Raw genomic sequence first — 16569 nt, 5'->3', positions numbered from 1 at the left:
GAGACAGCGCCGCGCCTTCTTCGGATTGTTGAAACGGTGCCGCCCGATTTGCGAACATTGTCCTGCTATTCCCACTTGGATGATTTAAGACTTGGCGTTTATGCTGCACGCAGGCAATTCTATTAGCCGTTGTGTAACGTATGGCGTTTGAAGTTGGGAAAGCCTTCGGTCGTCCCGGGTCTTTCAGTTTCATAGGAAGAGTAATGAGTCAGATTTGGCCAGTTTTTGATGAAGAACAGATCTCCGCGGTTGAACGGGTTCTGCGGTCCGGGCGCGTCAATGCGTGGACGGGACCGGATGTAAACGCCTTCGAGCAAGAGTATCGCGCCTACACCGGTTCAGCCCATGCGATTGCCATGGCGAATGGCACCGTGACGTTGGACGCAGCCTTGCAGGTGCTTGACTTGCAGCCGGGCGACGAAGTCATTGTGACACCCCGCAGCTTTATCGCCTCGGTCAGCACCGTGCTGATGGCCGGCGCCACACCGGTTTTTGCGGATGTGGATCGCGAAACTCAGAACCTCTCGCCCGAGACGATTGCAGCGGTGCTGACGGAAAAGACACGCGGCATCATATTGGTCCACCTTGCTGGTTGGCCTGCGGATATGCCCGAAATCATGGCGCTTGCGAAAGCCCACAACCTGTGGGTCATCGAGGATTGCGCGCAGGCGCATGGCGCGATGATCGGGGACCGTCACGTCGGAACATTCGGCACGTTTGGGTCTTTTTCCTTCTGTCAGGACAAGATCATTTCGACCGGGGGCGAAGGCGGTCTGCTGGTCACGGATGACGATGATCTGTGGTCCCGCGCCTGGAGCTATAAGGACCACGGCAAAAGCTATGATCAGGTCCATCGCAAGGACCATCCCCCCGGCTTCCGTTGGCTGCACAGTGCCGAACCGGGGACAAATTTGCGGATGACCGGAATGTCGGCGGCAATAGGTCGGGTGCAGTTGAAAAGGTTGGACGGCTGGCGCCAGCACAGGACGGAAAACGCAACGATTCTGGCAAACGCTTTAATGGCCTGTCCGGCGTTTCGTGTGCCGATGCCCCCGGAGGACCTGACGCATGCCTACTATCGGTTTTACGCGTTTGTCGAACCTCAGGCCCTGAGCGCCAGCTGGAGCCGCGACAGAATAATCGCAGAAGTGTCAGAGGCCGGGTTCCCCATATTCAGCGGAAGCTGTTCAGAGATTTACCGGGAAGGCGTTTTCGAAAGATACAACTTGACGCCTGACAAACCGCTACCGGTGGCGCAGGAACTGGGACAGACCAGTCTGGCGTTTCTGGTGGACCCGACCTGGTCGGCGGATCGAACCCACCAATTGGCGGAAACCGTGGTGAAAATCGGCAATGCGGCGTTACGGCAAAGCGTGAACGCTTAGGTCACGGACCGAACCAGAACAAACCCCTCGGCGGCGTGGCGATGTACGGTCGCGCCGCGCAAGGTCGCCAATGCTCTCAAACTGGCCACGGAACGCTCATGCGGCGGCTCTTTGACCTGACTGGCAAAGCACTGGAATGCATCAAGCTTGCGCTCCAGCGTGTCCGATATGTCTACAAAAACGTTGGGAACAAAGGGTGGTGTCAGGTAGGGCGCGTTCCAGTTGGTTTCGGATAGCGTCTCATATGCTGCAATGGTCGCCGGATACGCCGACTGATACGGGCGGCTTGCAACCAGGGTCGACAGGAATGTCAGTTGGTGGTCCAAGTGAATGTCACCCGGATGCGGAGCCAGAACAAGTGAGGGGTCGAGATTGCGAATGAGCTCTCCCAGCCCCGCATTCAATGCACCATGCGGATGCTCGGCCAGTTCTGCTGCAGGGAAGTCCATCCAGTGGGTCTGGGTCACGCCCAGCACATTATGGGCGGCGCGCGCCTCGGCACGCACGCCTGCGATTTGTTCTTCGCTAAAGCGGGGGGGTTGGCCCTTGGTGACGATGGCAACATGAACGGCGCGGCCCTCATCGGCCAGCCGGGCAATGGTACCGCCCGCGCCCAGCACCTCGTCATCGGGGTGGGGGGCGACGACCAGAACGGGCCCTTGGTCTGCGGTTGAAAATCCAGGGAAACTCATACTTTAAATCCAAGTTTTGAATGAAGGGCAGGGGGTGTCTCGGCACCCGACCAGCCGGTTATGTCCAGACACTGACCATCGCCGCAATAGACGGTGAACACATGCCCATCGACAGCCTGAACCTGCCCGGGCAGGCCGATATAATACCCTTTACGGGGTGAAAAGCGGGCTTCGGTAATGACCAGTTCAGTATCGTCCGAGCCATGCGTGAACGCCCCCGGATAGGGGGGACCAACGGCCCGAATCAAACGATGGATTTCTGCGGCGGGTTGGGTCCAGTCGATCCGGCCATCTTCCGGACGACGACGGGCGCAGATACTGATCCCTGTTTCGGGCTGAGGGGCGGCCGGAACATCCCCTTCCTCTATTTGAGCCAACAGCTTTGGCAGCAACTCTGTCAGGGCTTGCAGGGCGCGGTCATAAAGCTCGCGCGCGGTGACCGTGTCCGGGTCCACGGCATACCGGGCCTGGGCTGCAATCGGGCCATCATCGGCCCCTTCACCCAACCAGAACAGCGAGGCACCAACATCGCGTTCCCCCAGCAAGACGGTCCACGGAATGACACCACGGCCCCGCAAACGCGGTAGGGCGGAGGGGTGAAAGCCCACGCACCCGATCCTGGCCAGAGCGCGAAATTCCGGCCCACAGAGCTGCGACCATCCGATCACCAGAATCAAATCGGGGTTCACCGCGCGGATTGCGTTCAGGGTTCCGGCAGAATCGCTTTTGGCGGTGTAGTGAACCGGAATGTCATAGCGCTCGGCCACAGGGGTCAGGTCCGCGAAATCGGAATGCCGATGCGCCAGTTCGCGCGGCAGTGTCACCACCATTTCCGGCACAAAGCCGGTTGCGCAGATGGCGGACAAGGCGACGTGGGACCCTTCGACCGCACCAACAAAGACAGTTTTCATGGGGTCGTCTCCTTCAATTCAAAGGACGTACTGGCGTTGACCCAGGATTCGGCAGCCTGAATTCGGTCAGGGCGGCGATGTTCGCCCCGGATCGCCACACGGATTGTTTCGGCCATGATCTGAAGGTCCAACGCAAAAGACCGGTGGGCGACATACCACAAATCAAGCTGCAGTTTTTCCTGATTGGACAGTGTTGTATTGCCGCTTACCTGCGCCCATCCGGTCAGCCCCGGTCTTTGGGTGCACCGCATCTGCCCGGCTTCACCAAAGGCTTGGATCGTTTCCGGCAGCAACGGGCGCGGGCCTACAAGGGCCATATCGCCGCGCAGGATCATCAGCAGCTGCGGCGCTTCATCCAGCCGCAAGCGCCGCAACATGGCCGTCGCACGGGTTTGCCGCTCGCTGTCGGGCAGCAGATTACCTGCCGAGTCGCGGTCGTCTGTCATTGTCCTGAGTTTGTAGATGCTAAAAACCCCGCCGGACTTACCGGCGCGTGTTTGCTTGAAAAACAAGGGAAAACCCAGATTCATCATAACGATCAGGCAGGCAATGACGAAGAACGGTGCAGCCAGCAAAGCAGCCAGAATGCAAACGAAGACTTCGAAAACTCTATTCACGACCAAGCTCACTGTTTCACTACGGCGGAACGCCTAAATAACTAGCACACGGATCAATTTAATTTAAACGTCGACCTTCACAGCGGTTTCGTCCAACAAAGTGACTCGAACTGCGTGTTACCTTGTCCGCAAAGTGGAAGGCCTTGCAAGGTTCTCGTGAATTCAAGGCGTGGAAATTTTCAGTCTGACCAGCGCAGCGTGAAAGACACTGAGTTCGCCCGAGGAAATTACATCTTTCGCAAGAGACAATTAAGTTGTTGACACGATTAAACAAAATTACCGTCACCGCAGCGAGAGATTCCCGTAAACCTTTGGCTGCCGAGTCGCCCAGTGGCCTAATAAAGTGACACATGGCACCCCTGTTTCCGGAAAGGAAACGGACCCGGCCAAGCATCAAAACTGTTCTCGGCTTTTTTGAGCAAATCATATTCAAAAAACGCTCTTTGAATGACCAAAAATCAGACATAAAAATGTTCTTTACCAGTGTTTTACATCAAATTTTCGGGGTCAGACCCCCTCACGGGTCCTTGTGTGAAAAAATTACTTTTTGTTCCGCCTTGCCCTGTGGTAACGTCAGGGCATAGTTAGAACCAGAGATGGTTGTTTGTAAGCCGATTGTCGGCAGCTGCGAGTGAGATGGTTAATCAAGCCTGGGCGAGGTTTTTAAGGCGCACAGGTGGAGGGGGTAAGACAGTACGATTCACAAAATCGACCAGCTGGCGTTTAGTCGGTTGTTTTTTTGAGTTCTATGTCTGCGGTGCGAAAATTGCGCCAATACCAATATCCGTCAAACCAGCAGTAAGAGGTGTGTAGCAGCGCGGGAGCGTTTGTATGAGTGACTTCGATTATGTTTCTTCCGGGGCTGGGTCTCAGGGAAATAAATTTAAGGAAAGTGGGGGATTGCTGTCGGGGTTCCAGTCTTGGCAGTCTCAAATCTTCAACGAGCTAAGAGCAAATCACCGGCTTGTCATCGGTGACCTTGTCGCGTCCGCATTTGCAGTGATTGTCGCGCTGAACCTGGCCGGTGGCGGGTCCATTGCTGAAAATCTGGTTCCGGCAACCGGACCGTTGGCCATTCTGTCATGTATTATTGGCTTGGTGGTTTTCCCCTTGGCCGGTGTCTACCGTCGTCATGCGCGCTCGACCTCGCTTCGGGATATTGTGTTGATCATGCGTGGCGCGGGGCTGGCAGCGTGCTGTCTTGCGGCGATCGGGTCGATCCTGACCGTCACGGCAAGCGTTCCGTTTGCGGTTTACGTCATTCAGTTTGGTGTCATGATCCTGTGCTTCAGCGCATTGCGGGTTGTCGCGCGCAGCCGCGAGCTGACACGGCAAAACGCCAGCCTGATGGCCCATTGCCAGGCGCAGACGAAAGTGCCGGTTCTTTTGGTCGGAACGGGCGCTGCGTGCGACTTGTTTGTTCGGTCCCTGCGCAACACCGACTCCAAATTCCAGCCGGTTGGCATTATCGATGATGCCCGCAACACACAGGGCCTGTATTTCCACGATGTGCAGATCATTGGCACCTTGCTGGACTCTGAGAAAGTCATCGAGAAACTCGAAACCTGGAACAATCTGCCCCGGCGCCTGTTTCTGACCGAGCCCGTGACGCATTTCGAAAGCGACGGCATTCGTCGGATCACACGTTGGTGCGAAGCCAACGGGATTTCCGTTTCGCGCGTTCCCGGTCTGGAAGATCACGACACCGGAAAGGGTCAGGATGTTGACCCCGAAGAAATCCTGGATCGTCCGCAAAAAGAAGTCGAACGGTCGATGCTGCGCGAGATGTTCAAGGGCCGCCGCGTTCTGGTGACGGGCGCAGGGGGATCGATTGGCAGCGAACTCAGCCGTCAGATCGCTTCGTTTGATCCGGCCGAGCTGGTCATGATCGATAACTGCGAATTCAACGCCTACTCGATCGACATGGATCTGTCGCAGAATTTCGCCGACGTTCCGCGCCGGATGTATGTCGCCAGCATTCGCGACAAAACCCGTGTGAACGCAATCTTCGAACGGCACCGCCCGGAACTGGTGTTCAACGCCGCGGCGCTGAAACATGTGCCGATGGTCGAGTTGAACCCCTGCGAAGGTGTTCTGACGAACGTGATCGGCACGCGCAATGTGGCCGACGCAGCCCGCAATGTTGGCGCAATTGCCATGGTTCAGGTCTCGACCGACAAGGCGGTCAACACGACCAATGTCATGGGTGCGACGAAACGGGTGGCTGAATTCTATGTTCAGGCGCAGGACAGAATTACCAATGAGACGGAAGAACAATCCCGGTTCTTCTCGGTCCGCTTTGGCAACGTTCTGGGGTCGTCCGGCTCGCTCATCCCGCTGTTCCAGCGGCAAATCTCGAACGGTGGGCCGCTGACGGTCACGGACAAGCGCATGGAGAGATACTTCATGACCATCCGCGAAGCCGTGCAGTTGACTCTGGTCGCGGCTGCCAGTGGCCTGAAACAAGACACAAGCCATGGCGAGATCTTTGTTCTGGATATGGGTCGCCCGGTAAAAATCGTTGATCTGGCCGAGCGGATGATCCGTTTGGCAGGCCTGAAGCCGTATGAGGACATCGACATCAAGTTCATCGGTGCCCGTCCGGGTGAAAAACTGTTCGAAGAACTGTTTGACGCGTCCGAACAGCGCCATGACAGCGGTATTCCGGGTGTCGGTTCGGCGCGCCCGGAAGGTGTTCCGGCTGCGAGACTCCGGGCCATGATCCGCAAGCTGGAAGCGGCGGCAATCGAATGTGACGAGCTGACCGCCAAACGGCTTCTGAAAGAGCTTGTGCCAGGTTATGGCGTGAACGGGCTGCGCCCGATTGACGTCTCGGACCTGAAAAACAAGCCGGCCCGTGTATCTGTTGCACCTGCTGTCGCTGGTATGAAAGGGAAGGCTCCTCTGCCTCAAACTGGGGAATTTGCTACTACGGGCAGCTGATTGGCTGCCCGGTTTTTTGTTCTCGTCATAGTTTTGACGAATATTGGTTAAATGGTTTGAATACGTTGTTTAGTGATCGTAGCAAAACTGCAGGATCCTATCTGAGTCCAGTGGAGTCACCGCCGGAAATGCGATCCAGGCTCATACGGTTCTTGGGAAGCGGTGTGGTAAACACAGCGTTCGGGTACCTTGTGTTCGCCGCGCTGGTTGTTCTGAACGTCCCGGCCCAGCTTGCGCTATTGCTGCAGTTTACCCTTTGCGTCTTGTGGAATTTCCGCATTCACCAACGCTATGTCTTTGGTGTGCAGGGATATGGACGTCTTCCCTATTATGCCTCTTCTTATGTTCTGATATACTTTGTGAACGCAGTGTTGCTGCACTGGCTGATGCAAGCGGGACTTGACGCCTATCTGGCTCAGGCAATCGCGTTGGGTCCGATTGTGGTGATGTCCTACCTCTTGATCTCATGGGCGCTGCAGGTCCGAGCTTTCGGAGAAGACCCGTCATGAGCGATCTTCAATACGAGACCTCAGGTGCAAGGGTTGCCCCTTCACGGCTGAACGTTTGGCGTCTGCTGCTGAATCTGGTGACGATCTCGGGCTTGGTGTTTCTGCTGGTCTCAGTGTTTGGTCGTTTGATGAGCTACGGGCTGCGCCGGGACGAGTTGATGTTTGTCCCCCCAAGCAGCCTGATGCAGGATCAAAGCCTGTATTCCGATTTTTTCTACAACCATGTGCCGTACTCAGCCTGGTATTTTCTTGGGTTCAACACCCTGTTCGAAGGGTTTGGCCTTTTGGGTTCGGCTCGGTTCGGGGTGTTTGCCGCGTGGCTGTTGCTGTTGATCGGCACGGGATGGCTGACCTACCGTTTGACCAGATCAGGATTTCTGGCGACGTTTTCACTGGTTGCTCTGCTCACAAGTGAATCGTTCCTGACCGAGGCCGGGATGGCCGCAACCAACAACCTTCTGCCATTGCCCTTTGCGGTCTTGGGTATTGGGCTTTTTGTCTGCGAGACGCTGGAAACCGAACTCAGACCCTGGCGCTTGGTGTTGGCTGGTGTCCTGTTGTCGATTGCCGCAGGCATGAAGGTCAGTGCGGTGATGTTCATTCCGCCGATCGCAATCGCCGCGTTCTTCCTACCCGCAGGATTCACGTTCAGCGAACGTCTGAAACGCGTTGTTCTGCCGTTGTTGGTTGGCGGATTGCTGGGGGCTGTGCCGTTGTTTTGGTACCTGCTGTCCGATCCTCAACTGTTCATCGCGCATGTCCTGCAGTTTCACACAGGCCCCCATATCGCGTATTGGGAGGCCAACGCCGCGTCCGAGCCGGAATTGGCGCTTGGGTTGTCAAGCAAGCTTCAACTTGCCTATTCCGCATGGCTTTCGGGGTCATCCCTTGTCCTGACTTTGGTGCTGCTAACTTTGGTATTGATGGTGGCAAGCCTGAGGGTGTCCTCGGGGGCGCTGGCAAATTCCGGGATTGGACAGGCCATTGTTGTTCTGGCCATCATGTGCCTTACGGCGGTGTTTGCATTTGTACCGACGCCGGGCTTTCCGCAATATTATGTCCAGCCGATCGTGTGCATTCCGATCCTGTTGGCGCTGATTTACCGCCTTTTGCCCGCCGCCAGCCGTCAGCAAGTCGTTCCAATGATCAGGGCGGGCATCCTTGTGATGCTGGTGCTGGGATTGCCGCGTCTTGGGTTGGGGATGCTCGCGGCCACAAACCCAAGCAAATTTACACCCCAGAAATTCGTTGAAGGCGGAGCCGCCCTGCAACAAGCCATCGCGCAAAGCGGTCAACCCGAAGGGCCTGTGGCAACATTGGTGCCGCTATACCCGCTGGAAGCGGATCTGCCTGTCTATCCTGAATTCGCGACCGGTCCATTTGCGTATCGCATCGCGCAATTTACGCCAACCGAGTTGGCGCAGCACTACCAGATTGTTGGTGACGACCAGATTGAAGATTTGTTCAACGAAACCCCGCCTGCCGCTTTCGTTTTAGGATACGATTCAACGCTGGAAGCATCATTGTTGCAGTACGCGTTGACGAATGGGTACCAAAAGGCCGAAATCGCGGGTCTTGATAATCGCTACGGCCAAGGTGTGGTATACTTGAAGCCGAAGGAGGCGGGTCAATGAGCGCGAAAGGCTCGATTCGTTTCCCACGAAGTGACGATGTAACCGACGCGTCGGGCATCCTTCTGGGTGGTTCTCGATTTTTTGAGTTGATTTTAACAAGGAAGGAAAAACGATGAAAACGGTGCTTCTGGCTGGTGGACTGGGCTCACGTCTGGCCGAAGAGACGGTTTCGATCCCGAAACCCATGGTCGAGGTGGGCGGTCGTCCTATCATCGCGCGGGTCATGGATATTTACAGTCATTTCGGCCACAAGGATTTTGTGGTTGCAGCGGGCTACAAAGCGTTGCTGCTGAAACAGTTTTTCGCAAATTACCATCTTATCGCAAACAACATCTCGGTCGCTCTGGATACCGGAGAGCTCAAGCTTGTGCCCTCGGCCCCCGGCGGCTGGAACGTGTCGGTTGTCGACACGGGTGCGCACACAATGACAAGCGGTCGAATTCGCCGACTGAAAGAGTGGCTGGACCCGAATGAGCCGTTCATGTGCACCTATTCCGACGGGCTGGGCAATATCGACATCAATGCGCTGATCGATTTCCACAAAAGCCACGGGAAACTGGCGACTGTGACGGCCGTTCAACCTCCGGCGCGTTTTGGCAACATCGAAATCAAAGGCGACCGGGTCGAGGCGTTCACCGAAAAGGTGCGCAAGCGCGATACCTGGATCAATGGCGGCTACTTTGTTTTCGAACCCGGCGTTCTGGACTACATGGTCGACGACAATGAACCGCTGGAAATGACGCCGCTGACCCAGATGGCCCGCGACGGAGAGTTGATGGCCTTCCGCCATGACGGGTTCTGGCATCCGATGGACACCATTCGCGACCGGAACACGCTGAACGCCTTGTGCGACGATGAACTGCCGCCCTGGATGAATTTCAGCGACGAGGGCGACGAAAGCTATCCTGCACTGGCGATTTGAGATCGGAACATGACGGACCAAGTCGATCCTCAGTTTGACGCCGCTTTTGCCGGGCGGCGGGTTCTTGTAACCGGGCATTCCGGTTTCAAGGGCGGGTGGATTTGTGCCTGGCTCAGAAAGCTGGGGGCAGACGTCGTCGGACTTTCCCTGCCGCCTGAGCCGGGGCCGGGGTTCTTTGACCTGTGCAAGGTCGACGGTTTCACCGACAGTCGGTTTGCCGACATTCGCGATGCGGCAGCGGTTGACAAGGCGCTTGCGGATGTGGATGCCGATCTGGTCATTCACATGGCCGCGCAACCTTTGGTTCGCCGATCTTACCGAAGCCCGGCGGAAACATTTGCCACCAACGTCTCGGGCACGGCGCATGTTCTGGACGCCGCGCTGCGGATGAAATCCTTGCAGGCGGTTGTCGTTGTCACCAGTGACAAATGCTATGACAACAAGGAATGGGTCTGGGGGTATCGCGAAAACGATCCCATGGGCGGCAAAGACCCGTATAGCGCCTCCAAGGGCTGTACCGAGCTGTTGGCGCAGTCCTACGCGCATTCCTTCTTTGCCGACCCAGACGGCCCGCGTCTGGCCACCGTACGGGCGGGCAATGTGTTTGGCGGCGGGGACTGGAGCGAGGATCGTTTGATCCCCGACATCATCCGCGCCGCGGCAGAGAACACGCCGGTTCATATTCGCAACCCCAACAGCATCAGGCCCTGGCAACATGTGCTTGAGCCGTTGTCAGGCTATCTGGCCCTAGCGGCACGGCTGCTGGGGTCCGGTCAGGATTTTGCGGGCGCGTGGAACTTCGGGCCGGATGTATCCGGAACAGTGAATGTCCGTAGCCTGTCGCAGATAATGACCGAGACCTGGGGGGACGGCGCGCCCAAGTTTACCTTTGGCACCCCGCCGGATGATTTGCACGAAGCCGGGCTGCTTCGGCTGGACAGCACCAAGGCCCAGTCACAGTTGGGCTGGCGGCCGCAACTGGACCTGTCCGAAGCCATTCGAATGACGGTTGAATGGTACAAGGCTCAGCTTTCGGGCGAGGATATGGCGCGTCTGACCGATGCGCAGATCGATCACTACAGCAATTTGATGTCGTCGCAGCGGTACGCGCAACCGCCGCTTGCGGCCCAGTAGCAGTTTTCTAAGGAGACGACTTTAATGAGAGTGAATTACGGGCAAACAGTGCATGGCCAGGAAGAGATCGATGCCGTGGTCGAGGTGCTGAAAACATCCACGCAAATGGGCCCCAAAGTGCGCGAGATGCAGCAGCAGGTCTCGGCCCTGTTTGCCAAGCGCCATGGTGTGATGGTCAATTCCGGATCATCGGCCAACTACCTCGCCGTGGAAATCCTTGACCTGCCGAAAGGCAGTGAGGTCATTACGCCTGCGCTGACATTTGCGACAACCGTGGCCCCATTGGTCCGACAGGGCCTGATCCCCGCATTTGTCGATGCGGCCCCAGGGACTTACAATATCGATGTGGATGCCATCGAACGGATGATCACGCCGAAAACCTCGGCCATGATGATCCCATCGTTGATTGGCAACCTGCCCGATTGGCGCCGTATCCGCGAACTGGCCGATGCCCATGGTCTGAAAGTGATCGAAGACAGCGCCGATACGCTGGGCGCGACAATTGATGGAACCAGCACGGGTGTCTATTCCGACGTCTCAACCACCAGCTTCTATGGCAGCCATGTCATCAACGGTGCGGGCAATGGCGGCATGCTGTGCGTCAATGATGACGATCTGGGCCGCAAAGCGCTGTTGCTGCGCTCATGGGGGCGTTCGTCGTCCTTGTTTGTGGAATCCGAGGCCATCGAGAACCGCTTCAACGTGATGCTGGACGGTATCGAGTATGATGCGAAATTCCTGTTTGAAGACCTCGGCTACAATCTGGAACCGTCCGAGATCAGCGCCGCCTTTGGCTTGGTTCAACTGGGCAAACTGGACAACAATATTCAGGTTCGCGAAAAGGCATTTGCCGCGCATCGGGCGTTCTTTGCCCAGTATGAAGACTGGTTCATCCTGCCCGAACAACTGCCGGGTTCGCGGACCGGTTGGTTGGCCTTCCCATTGACCCTGCGCGAAGGCGCGCCGTTCACGCGCCGCGAATTGCAGATTTATCTTGAGAAGTCGGACATCCAGACCCGCCCCGTCTTTACCGGCAACATCCTGCGACAACCGGCCATGAAGAATGTCACGTGCCAAACCAGCCCCGACGGCTATCCCGCCGCCGATGCGGTGATGCGTGGCGGTATCCTTCTGGCGTGCCACCACGGTCTGGACGACGCGCAGATTGCCTATATGCATGAAACCTTTAACAAATTCGCCGAAACGCATGGCGCAAGGAAGGTCCCTGCATGACCGACGTCAGAGAGACCCAGGTTTCTCCGGAGATCGCCGCGCCTGCTGAGGGTTCAGCAAAGGCGCAGGCGGCACCGAAAGGGCATGCCGCGTCGTTCAATATGACGGTGCATGCCTTTCGGGGCGTAACCTCGCTGATGGTGTTCATTGCCCATCTGGCCGGGGGGACCGCACTGAACGCTTATGCAGATGATCCTTCTGTTTTCGCGGGTCTCGAACACTATTGGAACTTCGGAACCAATGTAGTGTTTTTCTTCTTTATCATCAGCGGCTTCGTCATCCTTCCCAGCTCGATCAAATATTCGCCGGGCGGGTTCGCTGCGCGACGTCTGATTCGGATCTATCCGCTGTTCTTTGCCATGACGATGTTGTTCATCGTGTTGAACGCGGTCACCAACACGGCGCCGGAACTGAAGGACCCGTGGAAGATCTTTCTGGCCTTAACGTTCTTGACCAATTTCACCAATACCGGGCAACTGACCCCCAACGCCTGGAGCATTGTCTATGAGATGTGGTTCTACCTTCTGACTGGGTTGGTCATGGCATTTGCCATCCATCGCCCATCGAAGATCGGTCTGGTGCTGTCGGTACTGGCTGCGGTGGCCTTCACACTCTATTTCCCGGCGACGCTGTTCTTCCTTGGCGGCGTGATGATCCGGCTGCTTGCAGATCGGGGCATGCTTCCAACCGGCAAACTGGTTCCGGTTGGCGAGATACTGGCATTTGGTGGCGCGGTCTATTTCCTGCAACTTGGCAAGGTTCTCTATATCCCGTCAGATTTCGTCGATCCGAATGTGACACTGACCATCGTGTTCTCGGTCTTGTATTTCATGCTGGCCATATCACCGGGCAGCATCAGTGGCCGCGTTTTTTCCAGCAAATGGATCTTCTATCTGGGCACGATCAGCTACAGCATGTTCCTGACACACCCCTACGTGTACCTGCCAATGCGCATGGTCTTCGAAAAGATGGGGTGGTTCGGTTCGAACTTTCCGCTGTCGGTTTCGATTTTTATCCTGGTGACAATTCCGCTGGGCGTACTGGTCGCGCATCTGGCGCACATAACGGTCGAAACCTGGCTGTATCAGAAGGTGTTCAAGCAAAAGGTGTTTTGATCCGAAATCATCGGGTCGCATTCGCCGAAAAGGAGGAAAGGAAAAAGACACAGGCACAGATTGGTAATACGCCCCCAAGGCAACGCTGTGTTTGAACCATCTGCTAAGCAATTCTGTGACGCAGAACTTCCTGAGATACCGGTTGCCGGACACATAACCGCAAACGGTACGCAACCTAAAACAGATAGCTGTCGCGCTTTTTGCGCATATTGAATTGAAATGAAGGTAGTGTGATGAATATGCAGAGTGTACGTCCAACATCCCGCACAACGTGCCGGGCCTGTAAATCAGAAAATCTGATGCTGGTATTGCCGATGGGCAATCACCCTCCGGCCAATATGTTCGCCAAAACGCAGGACTTGTCGGAACCGCAACCCGCATTTCCGCTGAACACGCAGGCCTGTCTGGACTGTGGCCTGATACAGGTCGCCGACCAGGTTCCGGCTGATTTCTTCACCGATTACCTCTACGTGCCGTCTGGCGCGGCTACGATGCATACCCATTTCGCGGGGCTCGCCCAGGTGGCGGTTGATCGCGCGCAAGGCGGTATGATCGTGGATATCGGCTGTAACGACGGGCTTATGCTGTCCCACGCAAACGGGCTGGGCGGCAAATGTCTTGGGATCGATCCGGCGGCGAACCTTGCCAAAATCGCGAATGAGCGTGGCGTGCGGGTCCATGTTGATTTCTTTAACCCGGAAACAGCCAAGACTGTGCGCGAACAGGAAGGCCCTGCAAGCGTCATCACGACAACAAATACCTTTAACCATATCGACGACCTGCACGGTTTCACCGCCGGTGTCCTTGATCTTTTGACCGACGATGGTGTGTTCATCATCGAGGTGCCTTGGGGCAAGGCCATTTTGGAAACCAATGAATTTGACAACGTGTATCACGAGCACGTCTCGGAACTGAGCTTGTTGTCCATCGTCAAGCTTGGGGAAGCGGTGGGTCTGGACGTTGTCGACGTGACCAAACTGCCGGTCCACGGCGGTTCGATGCGGGTGTTCATGCAGCGCGCAACTTTGAACAAAACGCCTGCGCCCATCGTGGCCGAAATGCTGGCCGACGAAGCGGCGGCAGGCATGACCGACCGCGCCAGTTACGAAGAGTTCGCCGACCGCGTGCACGAGCTGCGCGACAGCCTGCTGAAAATTCTGGCGGACCTGAAAGCCGACGGCAAGACAGTCGCAGGCTACGGCGCACCGGCCAAAGGCAACACGTTGCTGAACTATTTCGACATCGGGGTTGAGACGCTTGATTTCCTGGTCGACCGCAACCCGCTGAAGCAGGGGCTGTATTCGCCCGGCAAGCTGATCCCGGTTCTGCCGCCCGAAGCGGTTTTTGAGCGCAAGCCTGATTACCTGTTGGTGCTGGCCTGGAACTTCTTTGACGAGATCCGCGAACAAATGGCCGAGTTCGAAGCCCAGGGCGGAAAATTCATCGTCCCGCTGCCAATGCCGGTTATCCTTCCCTGAGGATCCGGCGATGGCACGTGTCCTCATAACAGGCGCATCAGGGTTCATCGGATCGCACCTCACTCGGGCCTGTCTGGACCGGGGGGATGAGGTTGCGATCCTGACACGGCCGGGATCATCGCTCGGCCGTCTCGGGACTGCTGTGTCAGACGTTGCGACGTATCGCTGCGCCTATTCTGACGAGCACGCGCTGCGCGACTGCTTTCAGGATTTTGCTCCGGACACGGTGTTTCACACAGCGGCGCGAACCCGGTTTTCGAACGCGCCAGACCTTTCGGACTTGGATCACAGCATCGACGAAAACCTCAAGAGTTTGACCCGTCTGATCCAGGCGGCCGCGACCTGCGCGTCGCCGCCTCGGGCCTTTGTCCGAACCGGTACCATCGCAGAATACGGTGATGTTCCCCTACCTTTCGTAGAAACAGAGCGGGAACATCCGATAAACACTTACGGAACATCTCTTTTAGCGGGCACGAAATACCTTGAGATGGCGGCGCCCAGATTGCCCTTTGTCGCCGTAACCACACGTCTGGCTTTGACCTACGGGCCGGGACAATCCGAAGACTTTCTGATCCCTCAGGTTATTGAAAACCTGCTCTGCAACAGACCCGTTCACCTTCGGCGGCCCCATGACAGGCGGGATCTAATCCATGTGGATGACGTCGTTCAGGGCCTGATGGAAATCGCAGACGCCCCTGAAAAGGCGGGCCCGGTCATCAACCTGTGCACGGGCCATGCGCCCGAGATGTCAGAGGTGGTTCAGCATCTAAGAACTTTGGCCGGAGCCGGTGAAAGCATGCTAAAATGCGATGCACCGGTTGATGAGCCAAATGTCCTGTTGCCCGACGCAAGCCAGATGAAGGCGCGATATGGTTGGCAACCCGCGATTTCACTGTTGGACGGCCTGACACGCACTTTTCAATGGGCAAAGCAGTTTAAAGCATCATCAGCGACGGCGGGAGCGCGCGCATGACACTGGTATCCATTCTAATTCCGGCCTTGAATGAGGAAGACAACGTCAAAACGGCCTATGACCGGGTTGTCAACGTCTTCGACAATCTGCCCGATTACGAGCCCGAGATCATCTTCACCGACAACCATTCGACGGACCGCACCTTTGACATTCTGTCCGAGATCGCAGCCGAGGATCACCGGGTCCGTGTCATCCGCTTTGCCCGAAACATGGGGTATCAATCGTCGGTTCTGACTGCGTATCGGTCTGCCAACGGCGCATGTTCGATTCAGCTGGATTGCGACATGCAGGACCCGCCCGAATTGATCCCGATGATGTTGGACTTGTGGCGGCAGGGCAATCACGTCGTCTATGGCATTCGCCGCAGCCTGCCCGACGGTCCGATTGTGGCCGCAGCCCGGCGGGGTTTCTATGCGTTGATCGACATGATCAGCAATGACGATCTGCCCCGAAACGCGGGTGAGTTCCGCCTGACGGATCGCCGCATTCTGGACGAACTGCGCCTTGTAGACGACCGCTCGCCCTATGTGCGCGGATTGATCAGCGGCATGGGATTTCAGCAGGTCGGGTTTGAATATGATCGCGATGCCCGGACCGCAGGCGAGTCAAAGTTTCCGTTCAAGGCAATGCTGTCGCTGGCCATTGACGGGTTGATCAACCATTCGCTGCTGCCGTTGCGACTGGCCTCGATGATCAGCCTGACCGTGGGCCTGATGACCTTTTTGCTGATGATGGGCTACATCATCGGGAAGCTGTTTTTCGGGCAGGATTGGCCCGGCGGCTTTGCGACGACAACGATCCTGTTGCTGTTGTCGATGACCCTGAACGCCATGTTCCTTGGGATCCTGGGCGAATATATCGGCCGGATCTTCCTTCAATCCAAAGACCTGAACCGTCCGTTGATCGAGAAAGAGGTGAACGCGCCCCATCCATTACACACCATCCCGGACGCCCAATCGCAACACGCAGATTTGCCAGATAGCGGAATAAGTGGCCGTCTGCACAACGCGGCCGAGTAACCCA

At 56.7% G+C, this 16569-nt stretch carries 14 protein-coding genes; 11 read left to right on the top strand and 3 right to left on the bottom strand.

Features of this window, described 5'->3' with window-relative positions:
* The first annotated feature begins 203 nt into the window (after positions 1-203).
* On the top strand, positions 204-1385 hold the full coding sequence (locus ACR0C9_RS12990) for a DegT/DnrJ/EryC1/StrS family aminotransferase (protein ID WP_480781185.1): 1182 nt from the start codon (positions 204-206) through the stop codon (positions 1383-1385).
* Here ACR0C9_RS12990 and ACR0C9_RS12985 read toward each other — a convergent pair.
* From ACR0C9_RS12985 to ACR0C9_RS12975, 3 genes are read right to left on the bottom strand one after another with little or no spacing between them, the layout of a single operon-like run.
* Positions 1382-2077, bottom strand: a complete 696-nt coding sequence (locus ACR0C9_RS12985) for a PIG-L deacetylase family protein (protein ID WP_480781184.1) — start codon at positions 2075-2077, stop codon at positions 1382-1384. The two genes, ACR0C9_RS12990 and ACR0C9_RS12985, sit on opposite strands and share 4 nt — an antisense overlap.
* Positions 2074-2988, bottom strand: a complete 915-nt coding sequence (locus ACR0C9_RS12980; protein WP_480781183.1) for a methionyl-tRNA formyltransferase — start codon at positions 2986-2988, stop codon at positions 2074-2076. The genes ACR0C9_RS12985 and ACR0C9_RS12980 overlap by 4 nt, the downstream gene beginning before the upstream one ends.
* Positions 2985-3605, bottom strand: coding sequence for a sugar transferase (locus ACR0C9_RS12975; protein WP_480781182.1), 621 nt, complete (start codon positions 3603-3605; stop codon positions 2985-2987). The genes ACR0C9_RS12980 and ACR0C9_RS12975 overlap by 4 nt, the downstream gene beginning before the upstream one ends.
* A 999-nt stretch (positions 3606-4604) precedes the next feature.
* Between ACR0C9_RS12975 and ACR0C9_RS12970 the strand changes: the two genes are divergently transcribed.
* The 10 genes from ACR0C9_RS12970 (at position 4605) to ACR0C9_RS12925 (ending at position 16565) form a co-directional block, all read left to right on the top strand.
* Positions 4605-6548 carry a nucleoside-diphosphate sugar epimerase/dehydratase gene (locus ACR0C9_RS12970; protein WP_170522858.1) on the top strand — a complete coding sequence of 648 codons (1944 nt, stop codon included), beginning with the start codon at positions 4605-4607 and terminating at the stop codon, positions 6546-6548.
* 128 nt (positions 6549-6676) lie between these two features.
* Positions 6677-7057, top strand: coding sequence for a GtrA family protein (locus ACR0C9_RS12965; RefSeq protein ID WP_480708496.1), 381 nt, complete (start codon positions 6677-6679; stop codon positions 7055-7057).
* Positions 7054-8691, top strand: a complete 1638-nt coding sequence (locus ACR0C9_RS12960; RefSeq protein ID WP_480781181.1) for a hypothetical protein — start codon at positions 7054-7056, stop codon at positions 8689-8691. The genes ACR0C9_RS12965 and ACR0C9_RS12960 overlap by 4 nt, the downstream gene beginning before the upstream one ends.
* Positions 8692-8803: 112 nt before the next feature.
* Positions 8804-9613, top strand: a complete 810-nt coding sequence (gene rfbF, locus ACR0C9_RS12955; RefSeq protein WP_170453768.1) for a glucose-1-phosphate cytidylyltransferase — start codon at positions 8804-8806, stop codon at positions 9611-9613.
* A gap of 9 nt (positions 9614-9622) precedes the next feature.
* A complete protein-coding gene (gene rfbG / locus ACR0C9_RS12950; protein ID WP_170622147.1) occupies positions 9623-10747 on the top strand; it encodes a CDP-glucose 4,6-dehydratase in 1125 nt (374 codons plus the stop codon).
* A gap of 24 nt (positions 10748-10771) precedes the next feature.
* A complete protein-coding gene (locus ACR0C9_RS12945; protein ID WP_170453766.1) occupies positions 10772-11980 on the top strand; it encodes a DegT/DnrJ/EryC1/StrS family aminotransferase in 1209 nt (402 codons plus the stop codon).
* Positions 11977-13095 carry an acyltransferase family protein gene (locus tag ACR0C9_RS12940; RefSeq protein WP_480781180.1) on the top strand — a complete coding sequence of 373 codons (1119 nt, stop codon included), beginning with the start codon at positions 11977-11979 and terminating at the stop codon, positions 13093-13095. The genes ACR0C9_RS12945 and ACR0C9_RS12940 overlap by 4 nt, the downstream gene beginning before the upstream one ends.
* Positions 13096-13328: 233 nt before the next feature.
* Positions 13329-14573, top strand: coding sequence for a class I SAM-dependent methyltransferase (locus tag ACR0C9_RS12935; RefSeq protein WP_170453764.1), 1245 nt, complete (start codon positions 13329-13331; stop codon positions 14571-14573).
* Positions 14574-14583: 10 nt separating this feature from the next.
* Positions 14584-15546, top strand: coding sequence for an NAD-dependent epimerase/dehydratase family protein (locus ACR0C9_RS12930; protein WP_480781179.1), 963 nt, complete (start codon positions 14584-14586; stop codon positions 15544-15546).
* A complete protein-coding gene (locus tag ACR0C9_RS12925) occupies positions 15543-16565 on the top strand; it encodes a glycosyltransferase family 2 protein (protein ID WP_170453762.1) in 1023 nt (340 codons plus the stop codon). Before ACR0C9_RS12930 ends, ACR0C9_RS12925 begins: the two co-directional genes overlap by 4 nt.
* Positions 16566-16569: the final 4 nt, after the last annotated feature.

This window comes from Ruegeria sp. C12 (genome assembly GCF_056537745.1).
Note: the sequence above shows the minus strand (reverse complement) of the source record. Positions and strands in the feature narration are given on the sequence as shown.

Bases quoted from the DNA above. Each gene is read 5' to 3' on its own strand.
- ACR0C9_RS12990 (WP_480781185.1), top strand. From the start codon at position 204: ATGAGTCAGATTTGGCCAGTTTTTGATGAAGAACAGATCTCCGCGGTT.
- ACR0C9_RS12985 (WP_480781184.1), bottom strand. From the start codon at position 2,077: ATGAGTTTCCCTGGATTTTCAACCGCAGACCAAGGGCCCGTTCTGGTC.
- ACR0C9_RS12980 (WP_480781183.1), bottom strand. From the start codon at position 2,988: ATGAAAACTGTCTTTGTTGGTGCGGTCGAAGGGTCCCACGTCGCCTTG.
- ACR0C9_RS12965 (WP_480708496.1), top strand. From the start codon at position 6,677: ATGCGATCCAGGCTCATACGGTTCTTGGGAAGCGGTGTGGTAAACACA.
- ACR0C9_RS12960 (WP_480781181.1), top strand. From the start codon at position 7,054: ATGAGCGATCTTCAATACGAGACCTCAGGTGCAAGGGTTGCCCCTTCA.
- rfbF (WP_170453768.1), top strand. From the start codon at position 8,804: ATGAAAACGGTGCTTCTGGCTGGTGGACTGGGCTCACGTCTGGCCGAA.
- rfbG (WP_170622147.1), top strand. From the start codon at position 9,623: ATGACGGACCAAGTCGATCCTCAGTTTGACGCCGCTTTTGCCGGGCGG.
- ACR0C9_RS12945 (WP_170453766.1), top strand. From the start codon at position 10,772: ATGAGAGTGAATTACGGGCAAACAGTGCATGGCCAGGAAGAGATCGAT.
- ACR0C9_RS12940 (WP_480781180.1), top strand. From the start codon at position 11,977: ATGACCGACGTCAGAGAGACCCAGGTTTCTCCGGAGATCGCCGCGCCT.
- ACR0C9_RS12935 (WP_170453764.1), top strand. From the start codon at position 13,329: ATGAATATGCAGAGTGTACGTCCAACATCCCGCACAACGTGCCGGGCC.
- ACR0C9_RS12930 (WP_480781179.1), top strand. From the start codon at position 14,584: ATGGCACGTGTCCTCATAACAGGCGCATCAGGGTTCATCGGATCGCAC.
- ACR0C9_RS12925 (WP_170453762.1), top strand. From the start codon at position 15,543: ATGACACTGGTATCCATTCTAATTCCGGCCTTGAATGAGGAAGACAAC.